Here is a 15,189-nt window from a genome sequence, read left to right on the forward strand (position 1 = left end):
CGATTTTCCCTTTAACGCAGCTGGAGGGCAAATCGCGCGGCACGTTACACCCTGTTACATACAATGGCCTGTAAAATATGATGTAAGATACTGCCGGCCATTAGGGTACATAATTTCATCAAAAATTATCGTGAGGTAATAAGGGCTAAAACAGGTAGTAGATGGAAAAAGTGACAGCGAAATTACGGGGTTCAAAGGAAAGGTCGGGCGCATTTCCGGAATCGACAAGGGAATAGATAAGACGGCTTTCAAACCCGATTTTGCTACTGCTTCCCCGTTCCACGCCAACTCCGAGGATCGCCCCCCCGTCATACTCGGAATACTGGGAGGTGATGTTGTTTGAAAAATCCCCTTCAAAAGGCACTCCCACTGTTGCGCCGGTATTGGTACCGGTAAACTTGGCGTCCAGCAGGTATCCGCCAAATACTCCGCCGGTAAAATGGAAAGTGGTGTAGGGGTAGGGATTCCCGTAAACTACCTGCGAGGGGGGAGAAGTCGAAAATTGCAGCAGGAGCGGCAGTTGAAGGTACAGAAGCTCGGTTCGACTGTCCGTTTCGAATTCAAATCCCCGTAATGTAAACGGTTCTTCATACCGGGCGCCCAGCATGACAAGCGAAGGCTCAGCCTGCAGGCGGAATGAATCTGAAAAATTTTTCCTGAGAATAATCCCGGCCTGGTATCCCAGCTGGATCACAGGGTCCAGTTCCATATTGATATCCTCTTGCTGAAAATGAAACTGGCCGATGTGAGAGGTCATGCTAAGTCCCCCGTTGAGCCCAAACTGTATCGACTGAGCCGTAGTCGTTCCAGAATATATAAAAAGGCCGAAAAAAAATGCTGCAGATGAAAATAATAACCGTACACTATTCATATAATCTCCTGACTGTATTGAACTATTCTGTATTTATCAGGGAGGGTGTTAAAAATTTCCCTGGGTCACCCCCTCAATCAAGAGGGTACTTCTGTAAATGTGCTGATTAATCTAAATAAAGTTAGCAATAAAAGTATGATAATTATATAATTATTAGAAACATATAATCAGTATTAGTTGTAGAAAATACCAATATTGGATTATTGTGCTGCCTTGGCTACAGGGCGCTGTAATTCATCAACAGAAGAGACTAAAATCAGATTGTAAAACCGGATACTATGGACTATTCTGCTCCCCGAATCTACCTTTCTTCACCCCACATGGGCGGCGAAGAGCTTGACTACGTTCACGATGCATTTGAAAAAAACTGGATTGCTCCGCTGGGGGAAAATGTGAACGGATTTGAGGAGGACCTTCAGTCATACACGGGTCGGAACCACGCTGCAGTTGTGACCTCCGGCACTGCGGCAATCCATCTTGCGCTGATCCTGTGTGGAGTAACGCCGGGAGACGAGGTAATTTGCCAGTCGTTTACCTTTGCAGCTTCTGCCAATCCGATTCGATACCAGGGAGCCACCCCGGTGTTTATAGATTCGGAGCCCGAGACATGGAATATGGACCCGGAACTGTTGGAACAGGCCATCCTGGATCGCTTGTCGAAAGATGGACAAGGGAAAAAACAGGGCGGCAAACCGAAAGCCATTGTGCTGGTCCACCTGTACGGCATGCCGGCAAAGACCGAACAGATCGTGAAGATTGGCGAAAAGTATGATATCCCCGTAATTGAAGATGCGGCAGAAGCGCTTGGATCGTCTGTTAACGGACAAAAATGTGGCAGTTTTGGACATTTTTCCGTGCTCTCTTTTAACGGGAACAAGATTATAACCACTTCCGGCGGAGGCGCGTTACTGTCAGACGACAAGGCGCAGATCGAAAAAGCGCGTTTCCTGGCCACCCAGGCGCGGGATGAGGCTCCACACTACCAGCACTCTCAGTTGGGCTATAACTACCGGATGAGCAATATTGTAGCCGGTATTGGCCGGGGACAAATGTCTGTCCTTGATGATCGCGTTGCGGCAAGACGGGCCAATCACGATTTTTATTTCGATGCTCTTAACGGTTCGTGGCTCAACAGTAAAAACCATGATTTGTTCTTCAACCTGCAAAACTCCTCTAAAAGCGGAATCTATTTTCTCAGGGAGCCGGCCCGTGTTAAAAGCAATCGATGGCTGACAACTATACTTGTAAATCCTGAAGAAACGGGGGGCAAGACCCGGGACGACCTCCGGCGTGCACTGGAGCAGCAAAACATCGAAAGCCGCCCGCTCTGGAAACCGATGCACCGCCAGCCCCTGTACCGGGGAGCACCCTACTACGGGAGGGGCGTGTCAGACAAGCTATTTGAGTATGGGCTCTGCCTGCCCTCGGGCAGCAACCTCAGTGACGAAGACCGCAGCAGGATTGTTTCCGTAATCAACAGTGTACTGCAATCCTCGGCGGTAACAGAACAGTAGACCTTGGAAGGGGGATGCTATTGTTTGTACCATAAAGCCTCCTGCCAGGTTGAAAAAGATTCACAGTTTGTTTCGGTTGTATTAAAAAAGCACCCCTCAATACAAAACCCAACAGGATCCCCTCACATTCATCTAGCGTGCGACTAAATGGGGAGCCCGAAACAGCCCTGAATCCCGCTTCGGGCAGACCCTGTTTGATCGGGTAATTTTTACGCGACTAAGTGAGTAAAAATTACTCGATTGCAGTAACACTTGCCCCGCTATTTCACATGCTTGTTTTTTTTCGCTATGTATTTGATAAGGAAAAACGGCATATCTGTTCCGAAACGTCCCTTTACGCCAATCCCTGCAGTTTAATTATCAAAAGTGGTATCGAGTTGGCACAACTCTTGTACTAACATACATGGATATATGTGATTTCCACTTGGGATCACCCCAAAAACATACAATTCATCTATGATTCTGAGAGAGACGCTATTATTTCTAACAAACAAGTAAATAAATCCTATTACCTGGAAAAAGAGAAGAGAGAGGTTTGGATGGAAATTGAATCTTATAAAAAAAAGTACAAGTTCTTAAATAGATTTACCAGAGGTGTATTTTTCTTAGTAGGAGATACATTTTCGTTACTACTTTCTGCGACGGTGGCTTATATCACGCTTTCCCCGTTGACTGATGTGGCGCGTCCCTTTCCTGTTGCACTTACCGCTGTTTTGACAGGTTCAATCTTGGCCGGGTTGTTTTTCTTCCGGATGTATATGGTAAACTGGCGTCATATGAGTGTGCGGGATTTGTCCAGAATTATTGTAGGAGTTGTACTGGGCGGGGGGGCTGCTTTTGGCATTACCAATAGTTTCTGGGAGATGGCCAATTATGAATATGCCTTTACCACCCTGTTTTTGATAAACGCGATATTGACTATAGGGGCATTTCGAATCAGCAAGCGGATGTATTACGAGCTGCTGCACACGACCAATAAGCAGAAAAACAAGCATGCCATTATTTTTGGCGCCGAGTGCGAAGGAGAACAGATTCTCCGTGATATTCTCAAAAATGACCAATGGGACGTCTCGGTTCGGGCGATGTTTGACGATAGGGTCATGTCCGGGTTGTTGCTGCACGGCGTCCGTATCCTGGGCGGCAAAGAGGAGATGATCGACTACATACGCTCATACCAGGTTGATCTGCTCATCGTGGCCCTGCCCGAAATCCCGAAACGGGAACTCAAGAAGATTATCGATGAGGTTAAAGCTGTACGACCGTCCATGGATATCAAGGTGCTTCCCTCTTTCCATTCCCTTACGGATGACCCGGTAGGAGTACGACATATACGTGATGTCAGTATTGAAGATATACTGGGAAGAGAGCCGGTAAAAATTGATATGGGATCGATCAAAGCCAGCATCCAGGGCAAATCGGTGCTGGTGACAGGAGCCGGCGGTTCAATCGGTAGCGAGCTGGTACGCCAGTGCGCGAATCTGAATCCGGGAAAACTGATCGCTCTCGATGTCGATGAAACCGAATTGTTCCATCTGCAAAATGAGTTCAAGGGAAGTGCAATTCAGGTAACACCCTGCGTGGCAAGCGTTACGGACGAGCAAAAAATGGACATGATACTGGATCGCTTTCAGCCCGATGTGGTGTTTCATGCGGCGGCATACAAGCATGTACCCATGATGGAGAGTTTCCCGGAAGAGGCAATAAAAGTAAACGTGGGTGGAACAAGGACTGTTGCTTCCCTGGCTTGTAAATATGAAGTGGATAAGTTTGTGATGGTATCGACCGACAAGGCGGTCAATCCCACCAACGTGATGGGAGCTACAAAGCGCGTGGCCGAAGAGATCTGCATGGCTTATAACGGAACCTGTGTCACAAAATTTATTTCTGTACGGTTTGGAAATGTTCTGGGTTCAAGGGGATCGGTAATCCCGATTTTTATGGATCAGATTAAAAATGGAGGCCCCGTGACGGTAACCGATCCCAAAATGAAACGCTACTTTATGACGATACCGGAGGCCGTGCTTTTGGTGATGCAGGCGGGCTCCATGGGAAGAGGCGGCGAGGTGTTTGTGCTCGATATGGGGGAGCCGGTCAAAATCCTGGATATGGCCAAAGACCTGATTCGGCTGCATAATCTCAAACCCAATGAAGATATCTCAATCGAGTTTACCGGTATCCGTCCGGGCGAAAAATTGTTTGAGGAACTTCTGAATGCCGAAGAAGGTGTCATCGAAACGGATCACGAAGAGATTTTCAAAGCGATCTGCAGCAGAAAGCTGACCAGGGAAGAGCTTGAATCAAAAATTTCCCAGTTGTTCAACCTGCTTGGAAGTGAAAACCCGGAGGCGGTCCGATACCTGCTGAAGAGCATCGTACCCACCTATTCATTCGAAAGCACCTTGGTGGAAGAGGAGGTGGAGGATACGGACGGGTCAGTAATGATTGGCTGATTCCGAGGAAGAAAAAAATAGAAACATCTACAAATAATAATTAAGGCTATATAATTGTTATATAAGAATATACGGGTATTATAAAATTGTGGTCTACACACATCAAGCTGAAAAATTTTATCAAAAGGTATAAACAATGTCCGACGAACTTCAAAAACCGAATAACAACAGCATTACCAACGGGCACGGCCGGTATCAATTTATTCCTGACTACACGTTTGAGACGGAACACCAGGGAAGTGATAACCTGGATCCCCAAAAAATAGTAACACTGCTGTTACGATATAAGTGGCTTATCCTCTTTTTCATGATAGCCGGGGGAGCAGGAGCGTGGTTCTATGCGGGTACACTGACCCCAACCTACGAAAGTACCGGTACCATGCTGATCCGCTCCGACAACGCCTCCAACGAGGAGCTCTCGCAGATTATCTCCCGTACCACCGGGTTCGGAGCCAGAACAACACTGATCAATGAGTTGCAGGTTCTGCAGTCAAGGCAGTTTACGGAACAGGTCGCCAAAATGTTAATAGAGGAAGATCCCGGGGATATCAACGAGTTCCCGCTGTTGTGGACCGAAGATGAGGAAACCGGCGAAATATCGAGAGCCTCCCTGGGCAATGTTACGAGCAGAATTATGAGTGGTATCAGCTTTCAGCAGGTTGATACCGATGCAGATGTGGTACAAATCACCTTTACCAGTACCTCTCCCCGAGAGGCGGCCAAGGTGATTAACCTCGTGATGGAGCGATATGTCGAGAATTCAACCCGCCAAAGCCGCATAGCTGCTGAAAAGACGGCCGAATTTTTGAAACAGGAGAGAGAAAAATTAAAGGCGCAACTCGAGGCATCAGAACAGAAGCTGGAGCGGTATATGGATTCTACCGGCATGGTAAAGATGGACCAGCAGGCTTCCAATATTGTTGCCCGCCGGGCGGAAACCGAAGCAGAACTGCAGCGGGTTAACCTGGAGCTGAAAAATGTTGAGCAGGCGATCACGATCAACGAAGACCAGCTTGAGAATGTAAAACCGGGATTATCAGATCAGTTTTCGGAGGCCATCGGACCGAAAATACGAAACATGCAGGAAGAGTTGGCCCAGTACGAGCGGGAGCGAACCTTGATCGTCGCCAATAACCCGGACGTGTTGGAGCGGGATCCGCTTCCGTCTCGTATTCAGTTTCTGGACAAACAGATTGCACGCCTGAAGTCAGAAATAAAGGATATGTCGGAGCAGCTTTTTACCGAGAATGACATCTTCATGGGAATGGACAGCCAGGTGAGGGCAGAAATGGTTTCGGGAATACAGGAGCGGTTGATTGACCTGAGGATAGAGAAAAATCAGCTGGAATCTCAGCGTGCCGCCCTGCAGCAAAACAAGGAAGAGATGGATTCCGATTTCAAGGCCCTTCCCGAGGGGATGATGGAGCTGGAAAAACTTCAACGTGACGTCCGGATCAATGAAGAGCTATATCTCAACGTTTCCCGCCAGTATGCGGACATGTCGATCTGGGAGCAGTCCCAATTTGGGTATGCCCGCATTATTGATCCGGCTCAGGACCCATACTTCCCGGTTAGTCCGAATAAAAAACTCTTTTTAATTTTTGGTCTGATGATCGGGGGAATTGTCGCCGGTGGATTCATCGCGGTAAGGGAATTCAAGGATAACACGGTCAAGGATGTGGAACAGCTTAGAACAACCTACCTGCCCACACTCTCGCTGACGGTGATTCCATCGCTTGATAAACTATCTTCAAAAAGCAGCAAGTCATTTACCAACGGGGAGGGGCTCATCCCTAAAGAGATGGTGATGTTGAGAGATCGTTCGAGCCTGATTGCAGAATCAATCAGGAGGCTGAAAAACAATATTACCTATCAGAACGGGAATACGCCGCCCAAAACAATCGCCATAACCAGCCCGGAGAAGGGAGATGGAAAATCAACGGTGGCCGCCAATTTGGGGGTGGCCTTTGCCGAAGAGGGATACAAAACGCTGATCATCGGGGCTGATTTCCGCCGGCCTAGACTTGGAAAATATTTCGGATTGAATGACGAGGCGGGATTGTCGGATTACCTGAATGGAAAAATTCCCGTGGTTCAGCTGATTCAGGATACCGATTTGGAATCACTGAAAGTGATAACCGCCGGAAGAGAGGCGGAACGGCCGGAGATCATCGGGAGCAGCCTGACTTTCAAACAATTTTTGAAAAAAATGGAGAATACGTTTGATGTCATCATCATTGATACGCCTCCCTTCGGGATTATCAGTGATTCCACCGCCCTGTTGAAAGATGCCGAGAACACCATTGTGGTGGCCAAACACAGGAAAACCAACAAGGGAATGCTGCTGAGAACAATCGAGGAGCTCGGCCGGATACAGGCCAACGTAAGCGGTATCGTCCTGAATGATTTTAACCACCGGAAAGAGGTCAGCCATTACTACGGCGAGGGATATTACCAGGCCCTGTACAGCAATTACGAAAGCTATCTAAAGTAATACGATGACCCGGTTCCGGTTCTATTGTAAGAAATTACAATCATCTACACCCAGACCGTTACGGTAAAAATAAACATTTGCAATAACCTATTATAACCCAACAACATTATGTATAGCAATCTACTTCGTAACATCCTAATTGCCGCTATTGGCATGTTCTTGCCTGTATTGTTACACGCTCAGCCTATTCAGGATTTTATGAGCGACAGGTACATCCGGGTGGCAGAACCGGGACAACTGGCTGACTCTATTAATGTTTGGGGCGATGTCGGTTCTGCGGGCCGTTACCTGGTTCCGGAAGGGACCAACCTGCCCAAACTGATCTCTTTTGCTTACGGATACACTGAAATAAGAGGCCGAGAATCAAACCTGGACTGGTCAAAAACACAAATTGAAGTCAAGGTATCTCGATACAACAAGGAGCAGAAATTGGTTGGGGTCGCATTTTTCCGATACAAGTACCGAGAGCCGGAGCCGATTGAGATGTATGAGTTTGACCTGCAGAATAATGATATCGTTTCGTTGCAGATCACCAGAAAACCATCTTTTACCGATTATGTGAATGTAATTGCACCGGCCATTAGTGTTGTCGCCACCTCAATACTGCTGATTGAAAATCTGAGAGGCAACCGGTAACAGTTTTTCAGCCGCATTCGCCTGAGGGATGCCATAAAAGAAAGGGAGTATGTGTTGGAAATGGAAAAGTTTGTGAAGGGGCGGGGTCGGATCAGTTTCCGAACCGGTCAGGCAGAGAGACAGAGACAGATGAGATAAATAGAATTTTTAAAGAGAGATAAACCACTGGCAGCCAAAGGCTCATGATGCAATTGTCCGGCCCGGTAGTCAGTGTATTAATTGGCAAGTATAAATAATTAAAGCCCAAAGAAAATGAACAAAGTATTAGTGACAGGTGCCGCAGGATTTATTGGATATCATTTGACAAGCCGACTCATCAAAGAGGAATATACGGTAGTGGGACTTGACAACATCAACGACTATTACTCAACCGACCTGAAGTATGACCGGCTGGAGCAATTGGGAATTCCCCGGGAATCCATTACGGAGGAGGCTATCGTTCCAAGCAGTACCAATGAAAACCTGAGCTTTATTAAAACGGACCTGGAAAATAAGCGGGTTATCGATAGCCTGTTTGCCGACGAGGGTTTTGATATCGTAATAAACCTGGCGGCCCAGGCGGGTGTGCGTTATAGCCTGAAAGATCCATATCGATATGTCAGCAGTAATATAACCGGCTTCCTGAATTTATTGGAAGGGGCCCGGCACCACTCGCTGCAGCACCTGATATACGCGTCTTCGAGCTCCGTTTATGGTGCCAATACAAATATGCCGTTTTCAACAAAAGACAACGTCGACCACCCGATGAGTCTGTACGCCGCCAGTAAAAAAGCCGATGAGCTGATGGCTCATACCTATTCCAATCTCTTTAATATTCCCACTACCGGGCTGAGATTTTTTACGGTGTACGGTCCGTGGGGACGACCGGACATGGCACTGTTCCTGTTTGCTGAAGCGATGCTGAACGACGAGCCGATCAAGGTATTCAACTACGGGAATATGGAACGCGACTTTACCTATATTGATGATATTGTAGAAAGTATTACCCGTTTGATTCCCAAACCCCCGTCACCTAATCCCGATTGGAGTGGAGATAATCCGGATCCCTCTACCAGTTTTGCCCCATATCGGGTATTTAATATAGGGAATAGCAGTCCTGTTAGACTCATGGATTTTATTCATGAGATCGAAAGCCAGCTGGGAGTGCAGGCTGAAAAGAATATGCTGCCCATGCAGCCGGGCGATGTTCCAAAAACATGGGCTGATGTCGATGATCTTTTTGAATATATCGATTTTAAACCCCAAGTAGGTATCCGGGAAGGGATTGAAAACTTTATCGACTGGTACAAAGCCTATTATATCTCACCCGGCGAAATGAAGGCGATATCTCAAAAATAAGAGGTATTCAGCCTGGATCTCACCAAGAAATTAGTTCTTTAGCAAGGCAAAGGGGAAATGGCTGCGTAGAAGTACCGTTGCACGTTGAGTGGGTGATTTTCCCTTTAAAGCAGATGAAGGATTTTTCCGGATTTTGGGGCTGCCAAATAAAATTAGATTAATTCCCTTCCAACCTGTGGATTTATGAACCGTTTCGGGGAACGCAGCAAAGAAACGGTTTAGTTATTGGATACCAAATAACAATCACTTCCAAAAACTGGTAACCAGTATCAGCAAAGCTGAATAGCGTATATAAAATATTGGAATTTTCTAATTTTTGTTTATATTTGAGTCGCAAAAAAGGGTAACTCCTTTCTAAATAATGGTTTGTTCATTAAATAAAAGGTCATCTACAAGATTAAGTATACGCTCTGATAGTATTTTAATGCCTTTCTAAGGGGTAACAGGCGCTTTATAAAATTTTCAAAGCCCGTTATTATATCCATTAAAATATTAAGAAATTCTAATGTTATTGGAATTAATAAATGCAATTACGTGGAAATAACCGCTTAGTCTGACAAAATTAACAATCTAATATCATCTACAAGCACCTAAATGTTGGTAGTCCCCATCCAGAGCTATCGGCGATAATTTTTGGTGCACACAATCCTATAAAATAATAGACAACATGAAATACCTCTGTACATTTATTCTATTGGCTCTTCTATTTGTTTATCCTGAAATAACCTATTCTCAACCCGGCCTGCCAGGCCCGCCCAGCCAGGCTCCCATTGACGGAGGACTCCTGGCGTTGGCCGCAGGTGGGGGAGCATATGCACTGAAAAAACTTTCGGGAAAAGACAAAAAGTAGTACCGAGGTCCGGCACCTGCGACAGGCTCTCTGGGTGGACAGCATTAAAAGTTATATGTTTGAGAGCTTTTCAAAACCCTCAATTTCTCGTTCTGAGGGAGTTGTACTCCCGTTTATAAGGCAATAAGGTCGGTGGTACAACCCTCTCCCAACAAAACAGTAGCTTCTGCAAAGATCCCATGTTTTACAACGACCCAAGTGGTTTACAAAAGCATGAAGTGTAAGCCCCAAAACAGTTATCCTGTTAAAAGGAAGCCTAAAGCCACCAGAAAATTGGTTTGTCAGCAAGGCGAAGGTGCTAATCGAAGGTAAAACGCAGGTCACGAGACGAATGAAAATTATGAGCGTGTAAAATTACTTATCGTCTTGCAATCTTCCCTTTTCGCAGATATCAGAAAGGGGCTTCGTCTTCATCCGGTCCGGGGTCGTGGCCGATCGGTGGGGTTCCCCCAGAAGGGGAATTGGAGTTTGTGTTTTTGCCGGAACTATTCTCCTGGTGTTCTTCGTCAAACGGTGCGGGAGAGGCGGTAGTCAGGTTTTCGAAACGGGCGTATTCCTTAACAAAGTACAAGCTTACGCTGCCGGTGGGACCATTTCGCTGCTTGCCGACGATGATTTCCGCAAGGCCGGTAGTAGACTGCCCGTCGGGAGTGGTTTTGATTCCATAGTACTCCGGACGATACAGGAAGCAAACCACGTCGGCATCCTGCTCGATCGATCCCGATTCGCGGAGGTCGCTGAGCTGCGGCCGCTTGTCGCCCCCGCGCTGCTCTACAGCCCGGCTTAGCTGGGAGAGGGCAATTACGGGCACATTCAGTTCTTTCGCCAGGGCTTTCAAACCTCGCGAGATTGTAGCGATCTCCTGCTCCCGGGTACCCAGATCTTTTTTGTTGGTGGTCATCAGCTGCAGGTAGTCGACGACGACAATGCCTATATCGTGCTCACTTTTCAGGCGACGTGCCTTTGTGCGTAATTCCATAATACTCAGCCCGGGCGTGTCGTCTACAAAAATATTGGCTGTAAACAGCCGGCCGGCCGCATCAATCAGCCGCTTGAACTCCTCATCCTCCAGTCGGCCGGAACGGGCGGTTTGCGCGTTGATCCGTGCCTCCATGGTCAGGAATCGTTGAACGAGCGACTGTGCGGACATTTCAAGACTAAAGAAAGCGACATTTGTTTGTAGGTTTTCATCCTGGTGGAGCGCGGCGTTCCGTGCCGCGGTCAACACAAACGCTGTTTTTCCCATAGAGGGACGGGCGGCAATAATGACAAGATCACCATTTTGCCAGCCGGCGGTATAATCATCGATATCCAATCCACTGGGAACGCCCGTAATCCCGGACGGCTTGCCGCGGATATCTTCGAGGTAGGAGAGGGTGTCTTTCAACACGTCCCCGATCGGGGTGGCCTGTGCCCGCTGCTTTTGGTTGGCAATATCAAAAATGCGCTGCTCCGCCCGGTCAAGTACGTCATACGGGTCCGATGTGCTGTCATAAGCCTCTTTAATGATATCGGTGCACCCGAGGATAAGATTTCGCTTGGTGGCTTTCTCCGAAATAATCTGGGCGTGGTAATCGATATTGGCGGCCGAGCTCACCGAGCGGGTCAATTCGGAAAGATATCCAGCCCCGCCTATGTTGTCCAGCATTTCCTTGTCCCGCAATTCATTTTCCACGGTCAGCAGATCCAGCGGATTGTCCCTTTCATACAGGTCATGGAGGACTTCAAAAATATGCTGGTGGGCCGGCTTGTAGAAATCCTCCGGTCGCAGCATCTGTAGCGCCACCGTGGCGGCTTCATGCTCAATGAGCATCGCGCCGAGGACCGCCTCTTCCACCTCAACCGCCTGCGGGGGGACGCGACCTTCCTGTTCAAGCAGATCGGTATTTGATCGATTTTTTTTCTGGTAATTTGAGCCGTTTTGTTTGGGAGCCATGTCGTGCTGATTCAGCGCTTAATTTTAAAGCATCTTTTTTAAACTGGTACGAGAGCAATGAGCACTCTGCAAGTGTGCTTCGCTGCCTGCTGGGGTCTCGTGCGGCATCATCTATAATAACAAAAGTGACTCTCTTAAGTAAAGCATTGATGCCGGGAAATTTGTAAAAATTCAGGGATCATTAACTCCCATATTCGGCATTGTATTTTCGATACATAATGGGAAATTATTCCTGATCAACGTTTCTGCAATTATCAGGAGCACAGGTTTTGGGTACAAATACCTCCAATGGATGGCAGCCGGACACGCTTACGTTTAAACCGGGCTATGAGGCGAACGAGAACAGGCAGCTGCCCAAACAAGAGAATACGGGAACGACAGATTAGGGAACGGAATCAAAAAACTATAGAGCACGGTAGTGAGTTTTTGCTGTGGTAAATGGAATGGGAGGCGCACGAGCGGGACGCTCGCGCCAGTGGTATTGGACTACAGGTTGAAGTGCCTCTTCCTAAACCCGCAGGGTTTTCCCTTGGTCAAGGATAGTACGTGTAATATTTGGCTGTCATTATGTGTCATTTAACCCTGCGGATTTGAGAAATAGCAGCGGGCAGTAGTTCAAAAAAACTGGCAGGTTTCGGGCAGGGCAGTGGCCTATACCAAACCTGCGAGTTTTTTCACCTGATGACGAACAGCTGTAGTTCGAAGAGGGCAGGCGCTGTTGAATAACCAAACCTCGGAGGTTTCGACCAGTTGCTCGTTACCAAACCCGGAAGGTTTTAAATAGCATTAGAAAAATATCACGGCTTGCCTCCCAGCTCATCATACCGCTTGCGCAGCATCTGTACATCCTCCCAGGTGGGCCGTTTCCACTTGGCATGGCGAAGCAGGGCCGCCGGGTGATAGGTGGTCAGTAATTCATATCTGTCCATGAAATTGTGAAATTTTCCCCGCATGCTTTTCAAGGAATTATCTGATTCTAGCAGCGTTTGTGCAGACACTTTACCCAGGCAAAGAATGAGCTTGGGATCGACCAGCTCAATCTGTTTTAGAAGAAAGGGCAGGTTGCGTTCGCGCTCCTCCGGTTTGGGATTCCGGTTGTTCGGCGGACGGTGTTTCAGGATGTTGGCGATATAGACATCCTCGCGATCAAAGTCGATAGCAGCCAGAATTTTATTGAGCAGTTGTCCCGCTTTCCCCACAAAAGGCTCACCCTGTTTGTCCTCTTCTGCGCCCGGTGCTTCCCCGATCAGCATCAAGTCTGCATTGGGATTACCGACTCCGAAGACCAGGTTCGTGCCTTCTAAATCCGTTCTTAAAACATCGGCCTTCGCGCAAAGCTCGCGCAGTTCTTCGAGAGAGGTGCACGCTTCCAACCGCTCCGGCAGTGATTTGGTCTCTGCACTCGTTTCTTGCTCTTCTGTTTCTGTTGGTTTGTGATCGGAGGATTCTTCCGAATTTGAAGTAGTTTCGTCAACCTTTGCTACCTCTTCCAAATCCAGTTCATCAACAGGCAATTTGATAGAAAAATCACCATACATCTCACGTTCTCGCTTCAGAAAACGTTTGATATCCTGGATAAGTTTATCAGGAGTGGTGGAATCCGGGCACATAAGATTTTATACCGTTAGTTCAGCAATGACTTGTTCCTCTTCACGAACGCTGTCGGTTAGTGTACCGATCAGGTAACCCTCCCGGGTTCGGGCGCCGAGCTCTACTGGCAGAATTTTATTTTCCAGCTTTGGATCATACGGAATTCCGACGCGCACATAGTTATCCGTCCAGCCCAGCATGGCTCCGTTTTTGTTGGATCCCTCAAAGAGTACGGGGCGCATTTCCCCCTGGAAGCGGGTATCAAACTCGTATCGTTTCTTTTTGGAGAGGCGCCGCAGCGTGTGGGTGCGCTGCTTGCGTACGCTGTTCTGAACCTTGGGTTCAATGTTCAGGGCATGGGTATTCGGTCGCTCAGAATAGGTGAACACATGAAGGTAGGAGACCGGCAGGCTGTCGATAAAATCAAATGACTCATGAAAAAGCTCGTCAGTTTCACCCGGGTGACCGGTGATCACATCCACTCCTATGGCGGCATCCGGCATCAGCTCTCGGATCAGTTCCACGCGCTGCCGGTACAGGCCGGACTGGTATCGCCGGCGCATCAGTCCCAGCATTTGATCGGAACCGCTTTGCAGCGGTATGTGGAAATGGGGTTGTATTTTGTCGGACTCGGCTGTAAAATAGATAATCTCCTCATGCATCAGGTTGGGCTCGACGGAAGAAAACCGGATGCGTTCCAGCCCATCTACGTTGTCGAGCTCCCGGAGTAGCATAAAAAAGTTTTCTTCGCTGCCGCGCCCGAAATCACCGGCATTTACACCGGTGACCACGATCTCCTTAAAGCCATCCTCCACCAGGTGTTGGGCATTTCGAATAACGGTCGCAATATCTGGGCTCCGGCTTTCACCCCGGGCCAGGGGAATGGTACAAAACGAGCAGCTGTAGCTGCAGCCATCCTGTACTTTCAGGAAGGCCCGGGTACGGTCGTCGGCAGAAAAAGCGTTGTGGAAATCGACCGCCTCATTAACATCGGAATGGTATATGACCGGTTCAGACTGCTTCTTAAAATCATCAAACAGATCCAGAAGGTTGAATTTGTTTTTGGCACCCAGCACGGTATCCACGCCATCAATTTCGGCGATTTCCTCCGGTTCTAGCTGAGCGTAACACCCCACTACAGCCACAAAGGCATCCGGATTGCGGCGCAGGGCCCGGCGCACCGTTTTGCGGCAGGTGCTGTTGGCACTCTGGGTGACCGAGCAGGTGTTGATCACATAGATGTCGGCCTGCCCGTCGAAGTCGGTAATCCGGTAGCCCTCTTTCTCGAAGTCGCGCTGGATGGTCAGCGTCTCCGAGTAATTGAGCTTACAGCCTAACGTTTTGAACGCTACTTTTTTCATTGGATTTGCGTGACTAACAGTTTGCGTGGAGGATATTTCGTTTTCGATTTCTAAATCTTAAAGATAAAAAATAGACTCATGATTTGATAAAAAAGAAAACCCCTGATTCTGGCGCAAGTGTTCAGCGGAGCGCCACTGAGCCTATATTG

Annotated in this window: 10 protein-coding genes; 6 read left to right on the forward strand and 4 right to left on the reverse strand. The window is 47.9% G+C overall.

The features are described 5' to 3' along the window. Nucleotides 1-145: 145 nt before the first annotated feature. Nucleotides 146-871 carry an outer membrane beta-barrel protein gene (locus ACG2F4_RS13515; RefSeq protein ID WP_395261409.1) on the reverse strand — a complete coding sequence of 242 codons (726 nt, stop codon included), beginning with the start codon at nt 869-871 and terminating at the stop codon, nt 146-148. A gap of 278 nt (nt 872-1,149) precedes the next feature. On the opposite strand from ACG2F4_RS13515, the gene ACG2F4_RS13520 reads away from it, so the two are divergent. The 6 genes from ACG2F4_RS13520 to ACG2F4_RS13545 all read left to right on the forward strand — a co-directional run bounded on the left by ACG2F4_RS13520 (nt 1,150) and on the right by ACG2F4_RS13545 (nt 10,153). Continuing rightward, nucleotides 1,150-2,385: a DegT/DnrJ/EryC1/StrS family aminotransferase gene (locus ACG2F4_RS13520; RefSeq protein WP_395261410.1), complete on the forward strand. Its 1,236-nt coding sequence runs from the start codon at nt 1,150-1,152 to the stop codon at nt 2,383-2,385. Nucleotides 2,386-3,161: 776 nt separating this feature from the next. Further along, the gene (locus ACG2F4_RS13525; protein WP_395261411.1) at nt 3,162-4,835 is read left to right on the forward strand and encodes a polysaccharide biosynthesis protein; all 1,674 of its coding nucleotides are present in this window, start codon (nt 3,162-3,164) and stop codon (nt 4,833-4,835) included. A gap of 136 nt (nt 4,836-4,971) precedes the next feature. Next, a complete protein-coding gene (locus ACG2F4_RS13530) occupies nt 4,972-7,329 on the forward strand; it encodes a GumC family protein (RefSeq protein WP_395261412.1) in 2,358 nt (785 codons plus the stop codon). A 198-nt stretch (nt 7,330-7,527) separates the two neighbouring features. Next, nucleotides 7,528-7,965, forward strand: a complete 438-nt coding sequence (locus tag ACG2F4_RS13535; RefSeq protein WP_395261413.1) for a hypothetical protein — start codon at nt 7,528-7,530, stop codon at nt 7,963-7,965. A gap of 252 nt (nt 7,966-8,217) precedes the next feature. Beyond that, entirely contained in the window at nt 8,218-9,303 is a 1,086-nt protein-coding gene (locus ACG2F4_RS13540; RefSeq protein WP_395261414.1) for an NAD-dependent epimerase, read from the forward strand. Nucleotides 9,304-9,970: 667 nt separating this feature from the next. Further along, on the forward strand, nt 9,971-10,153 hold the full coding sequence (locus ACG2F4_RS13545; protein ID WP_395261415.1) for a PID-CTERM protein-sorting domain-containing protein: 183 nt from the start codon (nt 9,971-9,973) through the stop codon (nt 10,151-10,153). A 391-nt stretch (nt 10,154-10,544) separates the two neighbouring features. On the opposite strand, the gene dnaB is transcribed toward ACG2F4_RS13545, so the two are convergent. From dnaB to mtaB, 3 genes are all read right to left on the reverse strand, one after another. Beyond that, nucleotides 10,545-12,089, reverse strand: a complete 1,545-nt coding sequence (gene dnaB, locus ACG2F4_RS13550) for a replicative DNA helicase (protein WP_395261416.1) — start codon at nt 12,087-12,089, stop codon at nt 10,545-10,547. A 797-nt stretch (nt 12,090-12,886) separates the two neighbouring features. Further along, nucleotides 12,887-13,699: a uracil-DNA glycosylase gene (locus tag ACG2F4_RS13555; RefSeq protein ID WP_395261417.1), complete on the reverse strand. Its 813-nt coding sequence runs from the start codon at nt 13,697-13,699 to the stop codon at nt 12,887-12,889. A gap of 6 nt (nt 13,700-13,705) precedes the next feature. Beyond that, nucleotides 13,706-15,040, reverse strand: coding sequence for a tRNA (N(6)-L-threonylcarbamoyladenosine(37)-C(2))-methylthiotransferase MtaB (gene mtaB, locus ACG2F4_RS13560; RefSeq protein WP_395261418.1), 1,335 nt, complete (start codon nt 15,038-15,040; stop codon nt 13,706-13,708). Nucleotides 15,041-15,189 lie beyond the last annotated feature (149 nt).

This window comes from Halalkalibaculum sp. DA3122 (assembly GCF_043951865.1).
GTDB lineage: Bacteria > Bacteroidota > Rhodothermia > Balneolales > Balneolaceae > JAMQKA01.

Excerpts from the sequence above, each read along its gene's own strand:
- ACG2F4_RS13515 (WP_395261409.1), bottom strand. The coding sequence starts at position 871 with ATGAATAGTGTACGGTTATTATTTTCATCTGCAGCATTTTTTTTCGGC.
- ACG2F4_RS13520 (WP_395261410.1), top strand. The coding sequence starts at position 1,150 with ATGGACTATTCTGCTCCCCGAATCTACCTTTCTTCACCCCACATGGGC.
- ACG2F4_RS13525 (WP_395261411.1), top strand. The coding sequence starts at position 3,162 with ATGAGTGTGCGGGATTTGTCCAGAATTATTGTAGGAGTTGTACTGGGC.
- ACG2F4_RS13530 (WP_395261412.1), top strand. The coding sequence starts at position 4,972 with ATGTCCGACGAACTTCAAAAACCGAATAACAACAGCATTACCAACGGG.
- ACG2F4_RS13535 (WP_395261413.1), top strand. The coding sequence starts at position 7,528 with ATGAGCGACAGGTACATCCGGGTGGCAGAACCGGGACAACTGGCTGAC.
- ACG2F4_RS13540 (WP_395261414.1), top strand. The coding sequence starts at position 8,218 with ATGAACAAAGTATTAGTGACAGGTGCCGCAGGATTTATTGGATATCAT.
- ACG2F4_RS13545 (WP_395261415.1), top strand. The coding sequence starts at position 9,971 with ATGAAATACCTCTGTACATTTATTCTATTGGCTCTTCTATTTGTTTAT.
- dnaB (WP_395261416.1), bottom strand. The coding sequence starts at position 12,089 with ATGGCTCCCAAACAAAACGGCTCAAATTACCAGAAAAAAAATCGATCA.
- ACG2F4_RS13555 (WP_395261417.1), bottom strand. The coding sequence starts at position 13,699 with ATGTGCCCGGATTCCACCACTCCTGATAAACTTATCCAGGATATCAAA.
- mtaB (WP_395261418.1), bottom strand. The coding sequence starts at position 15,040 with ATGAAAAAAGTAGCGTTCAAAACGTTAGGCTGTAAGCTCAATTACTCG.